The organism is Enterobacter sp. PTB, assembly GCF_051130085.1.
Classification (GTDB): Bacteria; Pseudomonadota; Gammaproteobacteria; order Enterobacterales; family Enterobacteriaceae; genus Enterobacter; species Enterobacter ludwigii.
In genome coordinates this window covers 1-366 of record NZ_JBDKEE010000142.1, presented here as the reverse complement: position 1 = coordinate 366, position 366 = coordinate 1, and the positions used below count along the sequence as shown (strand labels likewise).

1 protein-coding gene is annotated in these 366 nt (G+C 63.9%); it reads right to left on the bottom strand.

Features of this window, described 5'->3' with window-relative positions; all coding sequences use genetic code 11:
• Positions 1-366 (bottom strand): AAA family ATPase (locus tag AAIR21_RS28005; RefSeq protein WP_434682856.1); only part of this gene is annotated, 366 nt, incomplete at both ends.

Genomic DNA, 366 nt, shown 5'->3' with positions numbered 1-366 from the left:
TGCGCAGCTCGCCCCGGGCCAGCGCCGGTTTCAGCAGGTTGGCCGCATCGGCACCGCCCGCCTGATTGCCTGCGCCGATAATGGTGTGGGCTTCGTCAATAAACAGCAGCACCGGGAGCGGGGACTGCTGCACCGCGTCGATGATGTTTTTGAGTCGCTGCTCGAACTCCCCTTTGACTCCGGCACCGGCCTGCAGCAGACCGAGGTCGAGGGTGCGCAGGATAACGGGTTTCAGGCTCTCAGGGACGTTACCTTCGGCTATGCGCAGCGCCAGTCCTTCCACCAGGGCCGTCTTACCCACGCCCGGTTCACCCACCAGAATCGGGTTGTTCTTGCGCCGACGGGAGAGAATGTCCACCATCTGGC